The organism is Longicatena sp. 210702-DFI.1.196 (genome assembly GCF_020563125.1).
Taxonomy (GTDB): domain Bacteria; phylum Bacillota_I; class Bacilli_A; order Erysipelotrichales; family Erysipelotrichaceae; genus Longicatena; species Longicatena caecimuris.
This window is the reverse complement of sequence record NZ_JAJCPX010000016.1, coordinates 18122-34424: the sequence shown is the minus strand read 5'-3', so window position 1 is coordinate 34424 and position 16303 is coordinate 18122. Positions and strand designations below refer to the sequence as shown.

Sequence of the window (16303 nt, the reverse complement as noted above, 5' to 3'; positions counted from 1 at the left end):
AAGGGTGTTCACACCTCCTTATAATAGGTATCCGGATAAGTTTCATCAAATACTTCATTTGCCCAAATAATTACTACCATATCCTGCGTTCCCGTATTTTCAATACAATGTAAATACCCCGGTGGTATATCCACTACTTCCATTTTGTTCGCCGAAAGATGATAGGTAAGAAGCTTATGATCATCGTTATAAAGATTGCGCAATTTAACATTTCCTTCGCCGGCGACAACAACATATTTTTCATTTTTGCTCATATGCCAATGATTTCCTTTTACAATACCCGGATGCAAAACATTTACACTCACTTGTCCATAAGTATCCATATGAAACATCTCGGTAAAGCTGCCTCGCGCATCCTGATGCATTGTTAAAGAATACGATAAGTTTTCTTGCGGCAGATAAGACAAATAGGTGGCATATAGCTTTTTAACAAATGCCGTTTGATTAGGCAATGTAAGATTCTGCTGCTCATTTTTAAAGGAACATAAGATATTTCTTAATTCCGATAAACGACACCTCGTTGTTGGTTCTACCTTATAGAAATCAGATTCATCTGCAACCGTTGCCTTTCCTTGCAGACAATTCAGTATTTCCGTAATGACATCATCAATATAACAAAGCGTGATTTCCTTTTGTTCATCGTGAATCTGAATATCCTGATTTCTAGCAAGGTGGTAACACCAAGTTGCTACGACACTGTTGTAATCAGGGCGGCACCATTTCCCATATACATTCGGCAGACGATATAGATAAATTTTATTACCGTTTTTTTGCCATAGCGATCTTAAGCAATTTTCAGCTGCACGTTTGCTTCTTCCATAATCATTATCTAGCACTGCCTGAATCGATGAGGTCATTAAAATGGGACATGTATTCCTATGCTGGATTAATTCATCACAAATAAACTGTGTGAATCCTTTATTACCTTCTTCATATTCTTGTGCTTTCTGTGGTCGATTGACACCGGCTAAATGAATGATGAAATCACAATCCGTCAAGTATTCTTTTAAGTCTTCTATCGCATCACGGCGATCATAGGTATACAACTTCAGTGGTTGTAAAAACGACAGTTCTTTACTTTGTAATACATGTATTAAATTTCGGGCAATAAAACCATACGCTCCGGTTATTAAAATGTTCATGCGTATTGATGCTCCCAAGTACGCAACTCTTGTTGTACATAAGCCACTTCCAATAGCTTGGCTTTTACTTCCTCAGTATCCATAAGAACTGTCGTATCGGAATTAAAATGGGATATGCGAACATGTTCATTACTGCCCGTATAAAACTTGTCATAATTCAAATCCCGCTTATCTACCGGAACACGATAGAAATTACCCAAATCAATCGCACTTGTACATTCCTCATCCATTAATAGTGTTTCATACATCTTTTCCCCATGACGGATGCCAATGATTTTGATAGCATTATCGGCATGGAATAATTCTTTTAATGCCTCTGTTAATACTTTTATGGTACACGCAGGTGCCTTTTGCACAAAAATATCGCCACTTTCACCATGATTGAAAGCAAAAAGCACCAAATCAACCGCTTCTTCTAAAGTCATTAAAAACCTTGTCATATTGGGATTGGTTAACGTCAATGGCCGACCTTCTTTGATCTGCTTGATAAATAATGGTACTACCGATCCTCGAGAAGCTAATACATTCCCATATCGTGTACACATGATACTTGTTTTACGTGGATCCACGATGCGACTTTTCGCCGTAATCACTTTTTCCATCATCGCTTTACTTGTGCCCATGGCATTCACGGGATAGGCTGCTTTATCTGTGCTTAAGCAGACCACTCGTTTCACTTGATACTCAATTGCTGCACTTAACACATTATCTGTACCTATGATATTTGTTTTCACAGCCTCTAACGGAAAGAATTCACAGGAAGGCACTTGCTTAAGCGCTGCCGCATGAAAGACGAAATCAACACCATGCATGGCATTGCGAATAGAATCAATGTCACGAACATCACCGATATAAAACCGCAATTTATGAAAAAGCACAGGATACTTTGCTTGATATTCATGACGCATATCATCTTGTTTTAATTCATCTCTGCTAAATACACGTATTTCTTTGATATCCGTTTCAATAAATCTTTTTAAGACCGCATTGCCAAAGGAGCCTGTACCTCCCGTTATTAACAACACCTTATCTTTAAATATGCTCATCTTTTAACACCCTCATTTCTTTTATTAATTGCTCAATCAAGACTTGTTTATCAAAATGCGCCTTTCCATATGCTAGTGCATTCTTGCATAAACGATCATAACGTTCCTTGGGACATGTTAAGAATTGTTTGCATACACTTGCTAAACCAGCAGCACTGATTTCATCTGTCACGATTCCTGCTTCTGCTTCTAAAAGAATACGTTTACTTTCTCCTTTAACACAACCCACGATGGGGACTCCACATGCCATATACGTCTGCAATTTCGCCGGTAACGCCATCTTAAATACATCATCATCCTTTAAAATTAATAAAGCAGCATCTGCACTCGCTAAATATTGAGGTACTTGTGTTTCTGGTATCCAACCATGGAAAATTACACACTTTTCTAATTTCCGCTGCTTCACCATCGCTACTAATTTCGTCATATATCTTCCGGTACCGATGAAATGCCATTGCACATGGAAATCTTTGAGCATATCAGCTGTTTCTATAGCGATATCCAATCCTTGCGCTTCACCGATATTTCCGGTAAAAACAATATGAAACGCCATCTCATCAAACAATACCTTGCTTTTTGCAACCTTTTCCACCGTAGCGTATTGCGGCCAAAACATGATCTTATCACTGTTTGTCCCCAAATATCTTTGAATACTTTGCTCATAGCTTTTTGAGGAAATCAAGATCTTATCACAAGAACGATAAATATAACGCATTAGTTTATCTAATATGCAGACACAAAGCGGATTTTTTAAACCGGTAATAGCTGTTACATATTCCGGCCATAAATCTTGTACATTTAAGATAATCGGGATCTTCCATTTTTTCTTCAAATAAATAGCGGGCAATGCTGAGGTAAGTGGTGATACGCCAAATACATACAACAGATCAAAGTTTTGTTCTTCAAGTATTTTACTTTTCTTTATCGCTTGGTAAGCATAGCTTAGATAATTGCGCACAAGTTGTAGGCTGCCTTGTCCTCTTGGTCGCATATTGCAACGATATATGGAAATATTCTGCCACTTTTCATCATTGTTCTTTGTTTTACTATACCCTTGATAATAATGTCCTTTGGGATAATTAGGCAGTCCGGTTAAAACACTGACCTCATTGCCTAACTGTTGTAAAGTTATTGCCAGATCGTTAATGCGAAAATGCTCCGGCCAGAAATACTGACTTACAATTAAGATTTTCATGATTTCCTACCTTTGACAATATCCTCAATACTACCAGGTAAAGGGCATAAGGTATCTGCTTTCTGATTGCTGTAAATTGTCGAAGAAAATAACTTTTCAAAATTTCTAATGGATAGAAAGACATCCTTTTTTTTCATTACTTTATAAAAAACACCAAGAAACAAGATCATTGCTTCACATAACAAATAAGGCATTCGAATATGATATTTACACCAGCCTTGCGCTTTATAAAAGGTAATTAATTCTTTCGCACTCACTGCCTTTTTATCACTAAGATTATAAATTGTATTTCCATAGGTATCTTTTTCAATTAAAAACGTCACAAACGTTATAATGTTATTTACTGAACAAAAATGAAATTGATATTCCCCATTTTTAAAATAATAAGCCAATGGTATTGGTTTTAATAATATTCGTTTATCAATGTTCAAGGTAAACGCTTCGCCATAAACAGGAGCAAATCGTAAAATGGCATAAGTCAACTGATCGCTATGCGTACGTAAATATTCCTCTGCTTTATATTTTGCGATAGCATAATAACTCTTAGGAGAACACACTGTACTTTCCTTCACCAATGTCTGCTGACGATTTCCATAGACTTCAATCGTTGAGGAAAAAATTAATTTACAGTTTCTCTGTATGCATTCATCAAAAATATTACATGCACATTCATAATTGATAAAATCATAGTTCGCTTGTGAGGTATCCGCATGGTTTTTATGAACAAGTGCAGCTAAATGAATAACAATATCCGGTTGGATTCTATCAAATATCGTATGTATAGAAGTAAAATCACTAAGCTCACAAATAAAACCATGCTGTTCATCCAACTGCACACTTTGCGTTCTATTAATACCGAAAATTTCATATTCCTTAGCAAGTGCTGCGCATAGCTGTCGACCGATAAAACCATTACTTCCGGTGATTAAAATTTTTTTCATAAGGATTTCACATCTCCTGAGTATGTATCTTTTTGCTCAATTGTTACATGATCCTGCTGGATACAACCTTCGACAACACCTGTTCTTCTAAAAACACATGTTATTGTTTTAAGCAATATTTTAATATCAAAGAGAAGGGAACAATGATCAACGTAATATTTATCAAAAGCTACTTTCTCTATAATTGGTAGCTCGTCTCTTCCATTGACCTGTGCCCATCCACTTAACCCCGGACGATACTTATGAACTCCATATTTTTCTCTTTCCGCAATAAGATCATCTTGATTGTACAAAGCAGGACGAGGACCGATAAAAGACATATGACCCAGCAGTATATTGATCAATTGAGGCAATTCATCCAAACTTGTCTTTCGTAAAAAACGTCCTGACCTTGTGATATATTTTTGCGGATCCTTTAATAAATGTGTTGGGCAATCGCTTGGTGTTGTTTCTAACATGGAACGAAATTTATAGATGTCGAATAGATTTCTAGCTCTTCCAACCCTTTTTTGTTTAAAAAATACCGGTCCAGGACTATCACATTTGATCCATATACAGATCATAAGGGCTATGGGGCTTAGTAAAACGAGTGCAAGGAAAGATAAACAAAAATCGAAAAACCGTTTCATAAACTTCTCATACATTTTATTCACTCCCTTATCAAAATATTTTTATTATCGTCTTTACAATTAAAAACACCTTAATAACTCCTATAAATGAAAAAAGCGACTTTTTTTATGACCGAAATGATCGGTTTCCAATTCTTCATGATGTACAACATGCAAAGGATTTCGATAACATAAACAATCACATACATCCTCACCACAAATCTTCAAAGCTTCTTTATAAGCTGCCTGAAACATCATCTGTCTTCTTCCTGCATCGTGATGAGCATCTGATGCGATAAAGTGACAAAGATTTCTATGTAACAACTTCTTAGCATGTTTCTGACACGTCTTACCAAAACAGCCACAAATACTTGATGCGTTGATTTGCAAATAGCACCCTAATTCCACCCATCTTTGGATCCTTTCTATATCTAGCTTTTGGGGAAAATAACGTTCAATATGTGCGATGATCGGAACATATCCTGCAAGTATCAGTTCATATAGTCGTTCTTCCACCATAAACTCATCACCAAGTTCATTCCTGCATGAAAATTCACATAAGACATAATCTGAACCTGCTAATGTAAGCATTTGCTTTTTTGGCAAACTTTTCGCAAAATCAGTATTTAATAAAAATTCACATCCACAGTATCCTTGTATGCCATATTGTTTTGCTAGATCAATACACTCTTGAAGACGATGTTTCATGAATGTCATGGACATTACCGTGTCTTCTCTTTCACAATAATGTGGTGTAAAAATAACGCGTTCTATATGCTCTTTCACACAACTCTGAAGACACTTATTGGTTTCTTCCAGTGATTGCGAACCATCATCTAACCCCCAACACATATGATTATGTATATCAATAAATCTCATAGGGTGCTCCTTTAATATCTTTAAAATATCGTGGCGATATCTATTATGTTATACTTTTTTGAATGTATCGTTTTTATTGTGTATTCTATAGATTTATGCAAATAAAGTACAAAAAAAAGGCGATTTCCTAAGAAATCACCACTATGCAACAAGGTATAACTAATTGTATACAATCATTGATATAATACTCCTAAAACCTCATCTTGTAAATATTATTTTCAATTTTTGGAAATTATTGTTTATCTTTTACAAAAAAACCAGCATGCTTAGGATATGATGTCATATCCTATCAAACTGGTTTTGTTAATTTATTATGCGTGTTTTAAAACTACACTTTCTACTAAATGTCCAATTTTCTCACAAGAATCACAAGCTAATTCCATGCGATCATAAATAGATTTCCAACGAATCACTTCTACTGGATCAAGGACATCGCTAAACAATTCTCTAGTCGCTTTGGCGAACAAAGTATCGCCTTGCCCTTCTAGATGATTTACCCGCTTGATACAATCCATAATATTGTTGTTGTACTGAATTTTTTCAAATTCCTTCATCATTTCACGAACCGCATCACAGCACATCACAATAACCTTCCCATATGCCATTGCTGCTTCTTGCACTTCTTTTACATTATAGATATAAAGGCCGATAGAAACATCTTCCACCATATCCACCATATCATCCAACGCATTACTTAATGCCACAATATCTTCGCGATCCATAGGAGGGCGCGAATCTTTTGCTAATACGGTCATAATTTCATGACGACGTAAATCAGCCTCATGCTCAATGCGATGCATTTTCTGCAAATGTACATCAATGGCATTCGGTTGGTAGTCTTTCATCATCTTCATCAATTCAAAAGCCGCCTGATAAGCACATTCTGTCATCAGTTGATATGCCTGAAAATAGTTGTACTTTTTCTTTTTGATCATTCTCATATACCTCTTTATCTATCCCCATTTCCTAATGAAAGGAAATCTTAGAATATTCTATCATAAACGCATATACTATACAATCTGATTCCCTCAAAATTTGTACTATTTCAAAAGTTCTTTCACATATTTCAATACATCTTTTCCCTGAACCCAAATATCCGGAGCAATCCCCTGATATTCACTGGCATACGTTTCAGGAAAATCCCCATATAAATTTCCAAACATGATTTGCAAACCACTTTTATCTAAATAAAAGCTTGACATTGCACTGCCACTAATTGCCCCTGCACTCGGCATTCCAATAAAGATTACATTTTCCATTGTATGCAATTCATCCATCAGCATTTCACTGGCCGATGCGCTGGTTTCATCTTGCAAAACCAATAATATACTTTTATTCTTGATCAGCTTTTTTCCCATATAAGGCTTTTCAATATATAATAAATTATCATGTTTCTGATAATTGCCATCTTCTAATAAAGATGCTAAGGATTGATCGGTTTTCTCATCCATCAGCTGTTTGAACTTTTGTTCATGCAATGGCAGCCGCAGCATTCGTGCTCCATAACCACTTAAGCGCTGTTTGGCATAACTATGCGACCACGCATAACTCAACATTGCATTACCACCAGGATTGCCCCGTAAATCTAAAATGGCAAGCGGTTTTTGGGAGAATTGCGCTGCCCTTGCTAAAAAAGTTTCGGCATATTGTGCATACGTATCACTGGCTCTGGGATATATCATTTTTGTAATATGCAGATAAGGAATACCTTGCACGATTTTTTCTGTAAGAATATCCTCACTACGCTTCATCTGTTCCACTTTTTCCATAGCTACCTTACGCTCACTTCCATCTGCATAGCGCATGGATAAGTGCGTAATGTTTTTTCTGCTTCGATAAAACAGTTGATAAGAAATGCTGCCATCCTTATGCAAGACAGGCTTTAAATACGTCGCAAGATCTGCATCCTTATGGATTTGCACAATACGTTTTTGATTGGATTGATCATAATAACCATCCTTCTTTTTCACATAAGCCTTTTTTTGATAGTGTACCCCTTGTTCGCTATACGTGGTATAGCTTTCATGCAAAGGTTCAAAATCAATTTGAAAATGGACATCTTCAATAAAAGAAAGTTGTTTTCTTAATACTTCACCTAACTTCGTTTTCTTAATTTTTGCATATGTCTTTATCTGTTTATCTACCATTTGCTTTGCTTCTTGGAAGCGCGCATCTCCATATATAGGATATTTCCCATACAATGCCTTCAAAGTAAAGAAAACATCTTCTACATCCTGTAGGGCTTCTTGCTGTGTCACACTTTCTTCACCATTCGTTTTTGCCCCATGTGCAATGACATAATCCATTGCTCGATAATACGCTTCACTGCTATTGGCATATGGTGAAAAAGCATCGGTTTGTATCGGATTTGGGATAATTTGTGCATGCGCTGCATTGACATATTTCTTATACTCCTGCAACACCTGGGGTACTTTTTCATCTTTTACTTTCGCTGTGCAGGCACTCAAGCATAACACACAACATAAACAGACCCATAATTTTCTCATCGTTTTCCTACTCCTTTTTATTCCATATCTATAGCCTTTTTATACCTTGATCAACAAATTGTTCTTCCCTATGTTTGAACGTATGGTTTTATTTCTTTTAACACAGACGCAATATCCTTTTCAATTACGAGTGATTGTTTTGCCAACTGCATGGGACAATATGCTTCCAATTGGTTGATGATAACATAATATGCCTGTGGATTTTCATGAACGAATTGCCAAAAAGGATATTTAATGATGCCCGGAGTATTATTCCCTACTCCTAATTCTAAATATACAATGTGATCATCTTTATGCTGCTTGAGAAATTGCTGATATCGTTTTTGTGCGGCATGCCAACCTGCATCCTCACAAAAATTAGCATCATAGCGTAGATTTACTGTCATAGGAGCATGGCAATAGGGACAATAAGGAATCAATTCTTTGGGAATGCAACGCTTTTTTTGCTGCATAACCATCTGCCGTATCACTTTCTCATTATCATACGTCTTGGCATGACAATTGTGTGAACATTGCAACAAGCCATAATCGCCTTGGGTATAAAATAAACGTTCTTTCGCAAATCCATGCAATTGAAACTGATGATCCACATTCGTCGTAATGACAAAATAATTCTTATCTTTGACAAGGGATAACAGATCTGCATAGACCGTATTTACCTGAGCAGCATAGCGATTATGATAAATATGTCGGCTCCAATATCCCCAATATTCTTCCAATGTCGCGAAAGGATAAAACCCTGCTTCATACATATTAGTAAAATGATAAGCATCTATAAAGTCTTGAAAATAACGATAAAACCGTTCACCATCATAACGCAAACCGGCTGCGGTAGATAAGCCAGCTCCGGCACCTATTAAGATTGCATCTGCCTCTTGTAACAGCGCATGCAGCTTTTCAATGTTGGAGATAGGTTTGATAAATGCGTTCGTCTTCGTCTTTGAATACATTAAAGATCACCTTCATTTCATAATTGGTTTCTTGTAAATAGGTTTTCACCGTATGAATAGCAATAGCGGCAGCTTCTTCATTAGGAAAATGGAAAACCCCGGTAGATATGCAACAAAAGGCAACCGAAGTCAGATGATATTGTTGTGCTAAGCTAAGACAAGAGCGATAACAATCTGCCAGTTGTTGCTTCTGCGTATCTGTGACTTGCCCATATACGATAGGACCTACCGTATGCAATACATAGGTTGCCGGAAGATGATATCCTTTAGTTATCTTAGCTTTTCCTACTGGCTCTTCATGCCCTTGTTTTCGCATGATAACAGCACACTCCTGACGTAATTCTATACCTGCAAAAGTATGAATAGCATTATCAATACAACCATGACAAGGTTGAAAACATCCTAACAATTGTGCATTTGCAGCATTCACGATCGCATCTGCTTGTATTCTTGTGATATCACCTTTCCATAAGTGAAGATTCTTATCAAAAGCCTGCATTTGTGCTATGGTAACGATACCTTTTTGGTGTTTTATTGCTTCTAATACTGCCTTTTCATGGCATAAATAAGCATTAGACACCGGTTTCGGTTCTCTTACATTCACTAACGAGCGATATAGTTGGAAACATTCTTCTTCCTGTTGCGGTATGGAAATGTCCCTGTAAGCTTCATTTTCCTCTAATAAATATGTGATAAGCCATTGTAGATGTTCTTGCATATGACCACCTTGCCTTTCTTTATGTAATCATAACGCGTTTCATAGAATTTGCAAAGCAAGCAGTTTATAAGTTCGCCGTTCTAAACAAATCAATATAAGAATCAACATATATGTACAATACGTTTAATAATACAATCAATAGTACCTCTTTACGATCATCTATATGGTTCTTTTCTTGATTTGGGCAAAAACACATAATCTATCTTTTCTAGATTCATTTTACGCTTTATCACATAGCGATTTCTTGTATAAAGACAACATAATGTAACCACGCAAGATAAACTATTTCGCACTTCGCACCATTCGACGTTATTCTTGTATTGTAAAAAGGTATTTCTTTATCATGTCCATATTCTAATGCAACCTTCTTCGCATTACCATCCAAAGTTGCCTGTACGATTTCTTTGAATTGTCTTACGATTTCAGAAATTTCTTTCATGCTAACTCTTTTCAATTTAAAAGTAAAATACTTTCAATCTTCTTTTGTTTTAACTGCATGATGATGTACATTCCCTGCTATTCTTAATTTATCTTCATCACACATTTTCTCCTTTACCCTACTTAATACGGTAGTATCAAAGCTATGTTGTTGAACATAAGAGATTAGCGAATCCCTGTCTTTTAAGTATGCATATTTCAATATCCATCCGATTGCCATACGTATATACCTGTTTTCTTTATGTTCCACCTCATCAATTACTGCGTATACAAAAGCCAGTGGCAAATGAATCGCAAATTCATCTCCGGAGTAAAGCAAACATACAATAGCGGCACGATTTACCAAGACATTCGCATCATGACACCATGCGAAAACATGCTCTTTTACTTGCGTGTAATGCTGTTCCAACATGGGATTTAAAACGCGATAACAAAATTGATCACACCATGCCCAGCCATCCACATACGTCTTGAGCCATTGCTCATAAACAACAAAATAAGAAAAATCATATAGCTTGCGTCTTTTGATCCAAAGCGATATGTATTTTATATAAGTTGGTGTGACCTCTAATAATTTTTCACACAAGGCAAGAAATGCTTTATCATCCTTAGGAAGTTTCTGATAGGAAACGTTTGCTGCTTTTTGTATTTCTTTTGCGGAAACACTAGGATCTAATGCTAAAAAAACTGATTCTATGAAATCCTTCTTGCTCATCTTTCACCCTCCTATCGTTATCTTTTCTTTATTGTAAACATATCTTTTGCATAAGACAACTATCAGATAAAAAAAGAAGCATAGCTATTCACTACACTTCCTATGTTCCCTTATTTACATTTACCATCTGCATCAACATGCATCGGCTAATTCATTCATTGAAATCGTGGTAAAATTCATCGATTCTAACACCTTCAACATCGCATTGGCAGTATCGAAGCTAGTAAAACAGCTCACACTGTTTTCGGCTGCTACACGGCGTATCAAGAAGCCATCCATAGTCACTTCTTTCTTTTGTGACATGGTATTGATGACATAATTGACATGACCTTTACGAATGACATCTAACACATTCTCCATGGCTTCCTCATGCGCATCAATTTTCTGCACGGTTTTCACATATAAACCATGTGCTTGTAAGTAATCAGCTGTTCCTTTGGTTGCCAGTATGCCATATCCGATAGCAGAGAAGCGTTTGGCTATCAAAAGTCCTTCTTCTTTGTCCTCATCGGCGATGGTCAATAAGAGATTGCCATGTGTAGGAATCTTCACGCCGCTTGCCAACAATGCTTTATATAAGGCTTTTTCCAGTGTTACATCTCCTCCCAAGGCTTCACCGGTGGATTTCATTTCCGGACCTAATACGGTATCAACACTGCGCAGCTTAGCAAAAGAGAAGACCGGTGCTTTGACAAAGACGCGTTGACTTTGTGGTCGTATGCCTTCTGCATAGCCCTGTTCTTTTAAAGAATGACCAAGTGCACAGCGTGTTGCCACATGACTCATTGGAACCCCGGTAATCTTAGATAAGAATGGTACGGTACGAGAAGAGCGTGGATTCACTTCGAGGACATATACCTGTTCCGCTTTATCAATGATGAATTGAATATTATATAAACCAATAAAATGGAAACCTTTACCGATACGAATCGCATAATCCACGATCGTATCTTTCACCTTTTGCGAAACGGTTTGCGCTGGATATACCGAAATGGAATCCCCGGAGTGGATGCCGGCACGTTCGATATGCTCCATGATACCGGGAATATACACCTGCTCACCATCACAGATAGCATCAATTTCCATTTCTTTTCCCACAATATATTTATCTACCAAGATAGGCGCATCGTGGCTGATTTCTTTTACCGCCGTTGCCATATATATCTTTAAATCAGCATCGTTATGCACGATTTCCATAGCACGGCCGCCAAGCACATAACTTGGACGTACCAACACCGGATAACCGATCTTATTCGCAATGACTAAGGCTTCTTCAACCGTCACGGCGGTTTCCCCGGTTGGCTGTGGAATATTCAGCTTATGCAGCATTTTTTCAAATGCATGTCGATCTTCGGCACGATCGATGTTTTCTAAGGACGTACCTAAAATCTTTACCCCGCGTTTTACGAGCTGATCGGCTAAGTTGATAGCCGTCTGCCCACCAAATTGGACAATAACCCCTAAAGGCTGTTCTAAATCAACTACATGCATGACATCCTCAATGGTTAATGGTTCAAAATACAATTTATCAGAGATAGAGAAATCGGTGGATACTGTTTCCGGATTGTTGTTGATAACGATGGCTTCATAACCACATTCACGCAAGGTCATGACACAATGAACCGTCGCATAATCAAATTCAACACCCTGTCCGATACGAATCGGTCCACTGCCTAACACGATGATTTTTTGACGATCACTGCGTATAGATTCATTTTCTTCTTCATACGTGGAATAAAAATATGGTGTAGCACTCGCAAATTCCGCAGCGCATGTATCTACCATCTTATACACCGGACAAATGCCATGTTGTTTACGTAAGTTATAAACAGCTTTTTCTTCCATTCCCCAACTACGAGCTATAAAACTATCCGCAAAGCCACAGCGTTTAATTTCCCATAAGATTTGAGTGTCCTTTGGATGTTGTTTCATGCGTTCTTCTAAGGCGATGATGTGGGCAAATTTTTCTAAGAAGAAGGTATCGATCTTGGTAATATCATGAATGCGTGACAAGCTTTCTTTTCTTCGCAACAATTCGGCAATACCAAACATGCGCTGATCATCTTTTATCGCAATGCTATTCCACAACTCTTCCTTTGCTTTTTCTTTGCTTTCTTTATTTTCGATATGATCACATTTCATTTCCAGTGAGCGTATCGCCTTTAAGAAGCTTTCTTCAAAACATCTTCCAATTGCCATAACTTCCCCGGTTGCCTTCATCTGGGTACCTAAACGACGATCGGCATGAGGGAATTTATCAAAAGGAAAACGTGGCAGTTTCGTGACAACATAATCTAACGCCGGTTCAAAACAAGCATAGCTGGTATTGGTAATTGGATTGATGATTTCATCTAAGGTAAGACCTACCGCAATTTTCGCTGCGATTTTGGCAATCGGATAACCGGTTGCTTTTGAAGCCAGCGCACTGGAACGTGATACACGAGGATTTACTTCAATGATGTAATATTTAAAAGATGCAGGATCCAAAGCTAACTGCACATTACAGCCACCGCAGATCTTTAAAGCGCGAATAATCTTTAAACTGGCATTACGCAGCATCTGATGCTCACGATCACTCAATGTCTGTACCGGTGCTACGACCATTGAATCTCCTGTATGTATCCCCACCGGATCGATATTTTCCATATTGCAGACGACGATGGCATTATCATGCGCATCCCGCATGACCTCATATTCGATTTCCTTAAAGCCGGCAATACTACGTTCAATTAAGCATTGCTGTACCGGAGAAAGTTTTAAACCATTTTCGGTGATGATACGTAGTTCTTCTTCTGTATCCACAAAGCCACCACCGGTTCCTCCTAAGGTATAGGCAGGACGTACAACAAGCGGATAGCCAATCGTTTGGGCAAAGGCAAGTGCTTCTTCTACGGTATGAACAATGGCACTTTCCGGTACCGGTTCTTTGATTTCATACATCAATTCACGGAATAATTCACGATCTTCCGCCTGGTTGATAGCTGTTAAATCAGTACCTAAGATTTCTACACCATATGCATCCAGAATTCCTGAATTGGCTAGCTCTACCACCAGATTCAAACCAGTCTGTCCACCCAAGCTTCCTAAGATAGCATCAGGACGTTCCTTATAAATGATGCGGCTGGCAAATTCTACGGTCAAAGGTTCCATGTATACACGATCGGCAATCGCGGTATCTGTCATGATCGTTGCCGGATTAGAATTGATCAAAATGACTTCATAACCTTCTTCTTTTAAAGATTGGCATGCCTGAGAACCGGCATAATCAAATTCCGCCGCCTGGCCAATGACGATTGGACCAGAACCAATCACCATGATTTTTTTAATATCTGTACGCTTTGGCATATTACACACGCTCCTTTTCCATCAGTTCCATAAATTGGTCGAATAAATAATTGCTGTCTTCCGGTCCGGGAGCAGCTTCCGGATGATATTGTACACTGAAGATCGGATAGCGCTGATGACGCACACCTTCCACACTTTTATCATTTAAGGCTTGATGACTCATCACCAGTTCGCTATTTTCCAAACTTTCCGCTTCTACTGCATAGCCATGATTCTGTGATGTCATTTCAACTTTGCCGGTTGCTAAATTCATGACCGGATGATTACAACCACGATGTCCGAATTTCAACTTCACGGTATTGGCTCCACAGGCTAAGGCAATCAGCTGATGTCCTAAACAAATTCCAAAGATGACGACCTTTCCCATCAATTCTCGTATGGTCTGTATCGCAACTTGCATATCCTTAGGATCACCAGGACCATTGCTGAGCATTACCCCATCCGGATGCAAGGCTAAGATGGCTTCTGCACTTGTATCGTATGGCATAACGATCAAATCACAATGACGTTTTGATAATTCACGAATGATGCCATGCTTAGCACCAAAATCCAACAATACGACCTTTTTCCCTCGTGATGGAATCGGAAAAGGTTTTTGCGTGGATACACGCGCCACTTGATCATGCAGATACGGTGTTGCTTTTAACATCTTTACCGTTTCCTCAACATTCGCATCTGAATCTGCCAAAATGGCCCGCATCGTTCCACTGTTGCGCAGTTTGCGAGTGATTGCTCTGGTATCCACACCGGCAATGCCTGGAATATGTTTTTGTTTTAAAAAGGTATCTAAGCTCATATCCCCGCGAAAATTGCTAGGTGTTTCACAGTATTCTCTGACCACAAAGCCAAAGACAGCGGGATCCAAACTTTCAAAATCATCTCGATTGATGCCATAATTTCCAATGAGCGGATAGGTCATCAAAACGATTTGTCCGCAATAGGATAAGTCACTCAATACCTCCTGATAACCGCTCATTCCGGTATTAAACACAAGTTCACCGACCTGATAAGTATCATCACCAAAGGCGATCCCTTCATAGACACTGCCATCTTCTAAAATTAATTTTCGTTTTTGCATAACCGTATCCTCCTGTTTGCTTGCCTTACATGTAAGGACTTACATTTCTTTTTTCCACCAAAAAGGCATAGACGCTATCAAATAGTGCTATGCCCCTTTGCTTTACTTCTTCATCCAAGATTCATCTTTTGGATCTTTTTTCCATGCTTTTAATTTTTCAAGATCATTTTCCTTGATGTACGCATTTTCTAAAGCTACATCAATCAAGACATCGTAGTTACTTAATGTCTTAAAGCTGCATGCGATAGAATCAAACAATTCACTGCTTGCTGGTAACAGATAGGTAAAGATAGCCACAACGCCCAATACCTCAGCACCTGCTTCACGCAAAGATAAGATGACATCCTTTACGGAACCACCGGTAGAAATTAAATCTTCCACAACAACGACTTTCGCACCTTTTTCGATCTTTCCTTCGATCTTATTTCCTTTGCCATGTGTCTTATTGGAACTACGTACGTAGCCAAATGGTTTTTCCATCTTATCCGCAACCATTGCACCCCAAGGAATACCGGCAGTAGCTGTACCAACGATGACTTCTGCTTCACTGTATTCTTTCTGAATCAACTCGACAAAGCCCTGCACAACGACACTGCGTTTTTCAGGAAAGGATAATACCAAACGGTTGTCACAGTAGATGGGACTTTTAATACCGCTTGCCCAAGTGAATGGATCATTTGGCTGTAAGGATACTGCCTTAATATCTAACAGGTTTTTCGCAACTGTTTTTTCTATGCTCAT

The 16303-nt window shown here is 38.1% G+C and carries 15 protein-coding genes; all 15 read right to left on the bottom strand.

The window, feature by feature from the left end:
- Positions 1 to 8: 8 nt before the first annotated feature.
- The 15 genes from LI241_RS08360 to pyrE all read right to left on the bottom strand — a co-directional run bounded on the left by LI241_RS08360 (position 9) and on the right by pyrE (position 16303).
- Entirely contained in the window at positions 9 to 1142 is a 1134-nt protein-coding gene (locus LI241_RS08360; RefSeq protein ID WP_008687831.1) for an NAD-dependent epimerase/dehydratase family protein, read from the bottom strand.
- Entirely contained in the window at positions 1139 to 2188 is a 1050-nt protein-coding gene (locus tag LI241_RS08355; protein ID WP_227151137.1) for a polysaccharide biosynthesis protein, read from the bottom strand. Before LI241_RS08355 ends, LI241_RS08360 begins: the two co-directional genes overlap by 4 nt.
- Complete coding sequence (locus tag LI241_RS08350) at positions 2175 to 3383, bottom strand: glycosyltransferase family 4 protein (protein WP_008687829.1); 1209 nt, start codon at positions 3381 to 3383, stop codon at positions 2175 to 2177. The genes LI241_RS08355 and LI241_RS08350 overlap by 14 nt, the downstream gene beginning before the upstream one ends.
- Positions 3380 to 4324: an NAD(P)-dependent oxidoreductase gene (locus LI241_RS08345; RefSeq protein ID WP_008687828.1), complete on the bottom strand. Its 945-nt coding sequence runs from the start codon at positions 4322 to 4324 to the stop codon at positions 3380 to 3382. The genes LI241_RS08350 and LI241_RS08345 overlap by 4 nt, the downstream gene beginning before the upstream one ends.
- The gene (locus tag LI241_RS08340; protein WP_008687827.1) at positions 4321 to 4968 is read right to left on the bottom strand and encodes a sugar transferase; all 648 of its coding nucleotides are present in this window, start codon (positions 4966 to 4968) and stop codon (positions 4321 to 4323) included. Before LI241_RS08340 ends, LI241_RS08345 begins: the two co-directional genes overlap by 4 nt.
- A gap of 66 nt (positions 4969 to 5034) precedes the next feature.
- Positions 5035 to 5811: a CpsB/CapC family capsule biosynthesis tyrosine phosphatase gene (locus LI241_RS08335; protein ID WP_008687826.1), complete on the bottom strand. Its 777-nt coding sequence runs from the start codon at positions 5809 to 5811 to the stop codon at positions 5035 to 5037.
- Positions 5812 to 6122: 311 nt separating this feature from the next.
- Entirely contained in the window at positions 6123 to 6746 is a 624-nt protein-coding gene (locus LI241_RS08330; RefSeq protein ID WP_008687824.1) for a DUF47 domain-containing protein, read from the bottom strand.
- A gap of 105 nt (positions 6747 to 6851) precedes the next feature.
- The gene (locus LI241_RS08325; RefSeq protein ID WP_008687822.1) at positions 6852 to 8318 is read right to left on the bottom strand and encodes a S41 family peptidase; all 1467 of its coding nucleotides are present in this window, start codon (positions 8316 to 8318) and stop codon (positions 6852 to 6854) included.
- Positions 8319 to 8386: 68 nt separating this feature from the next.
- Positions 8387 to 9268 carry a hypothetical protein gene (locus LI241_RS08320; RefSeq protein WP_008687816.1) on the bottom strand — a complete coding sequence of 294 codons (882 nt, stop codon included), beginning with the start codon at positions 9266 to 9268 and terminating at the stop codon, positions 8387 to 8389.
- The gene (locus tag LI241_RS08315) at positions 9216 to 9986 is read right to left on the bottom strand and encodes a protein-ADP-ribose hydrolase (protein ID WP_008687812.1); all 771 of its coding nucleotides are present in this window, start codon (positions 9984 to 9986) and stop codon (positions 9216 to 9218) included. Before LI241_RS08315 ends, LI241_RS08320 begins: the two co-directional genes overlap by 53 nt.
- 229 nt (positions 9987 to 10215) lie before the next feature.
- Positions 10216 to 10425, bottom strand: a complete 210-nt coding sequence (locus LI241_RS08310; protein ID WP_008687811.1) for a hypothetical protein — start codon at positions 10423 to 10425, stop codon at positions 10216 to 10218.
- Between the two features lie 33 nt (positions 10426 to 10458).
- The gene (locus LI241_RS08305; protein WP_008687809.1) at positions 10459 to 11139 is read right to left on the bottom strand and encodes a DNA alkylation repair protein; all 681 of its coding nucleotides are present in this window, start codon (positions 11137 to 11139) and stop codon (positions 10459 to 10461) included.
- A 132-nt stretch (positions 11140 to 11271) separates the two neighbouring features.
- Complete coding sequence (gene carB, locus LI241_RS08300; protein ID WP_008687808.1) at positions 11272 to 14484, bottom strand: carbamoyl-phosphate synthase large subunit; 3213 nt, start codon at positions 14482 to 14484, stop codon at positions 11272 to 11274.
- Position 14485: 1 nt separating this feature from the next.
- Entirely contained in the window at positions 14486 to 15562 is a 1077-nt protein-coding gene (locus LI241_RS08295; RefSeq protein WP_008687806.1) for a carbamoyl phosphate synthase small subunit, read from the bottom strand.
- A gap of 102 nt (positions 15563 to 15664) precedes the next feature.
- Entirely contained in the window at positions 15665 to 16303 is a 639-nt protein-coding gene (gene pyrE / locus LI241_RS08290) for an orotate phosphoribosyltransferase (RefSeq protein ID WP_008687805.1), read from the bottom strand.